Source organism: Enterobacter cloacae complex sp. P13B (assembly GCF_014895915.1).
In the GTDB taxonomy this organism is placed as follows: domain Bacteria; phylum Pseudomonadota; class Gammaproteobacteria; order Enterobacterales; family Enterobacteriaceae; genus Enterobacter; species Enterobacter bugandensis.
The window spans coordinates 1-326 of the sequence record NZ_JADBQN010000137.1; the positions used below are offsets into that span (position 1 = coordinate 1).

The window sequence follows — 326 nt, forward strand, 5'->3', positions numbered from 1 at the left end:
TCATAGAAGAGTTTGCTGATTTATGATCTAACGCTTTAGCAATCACCTCAATTGAGGCTCCTTCATTAGCCAGTCGACTCCCTAATGTATATCTAAATCTTCTGGCATTAAGCTCTATATAGCTGTTAGTCCTTTCTGATCTAACATCGAATTTTGAAGGAAAGCGTTTTAATAGCTTTGACATGACTGAATTTTTCATATGGAAAAAATCTGTTGTTAAATCAGATAGAAACTCCTCAATTATTTTTATTTCCGTAATCTTGTCTAAATCCATGAAGATTGGCAATTCGCCTCTATAGTTATTAATCCCAACACTAAATTTATCT

The 326-nt window shown here is 33.1% G+C and carries 1 pseudogene; it reads right to left on the reverse strand.

The window, feature by feature from the left end:
• Positions 1–326: pseudogene (locus IM273_RS22305) on the reverse strand (site-specific integrase); the annotation flags it as partial.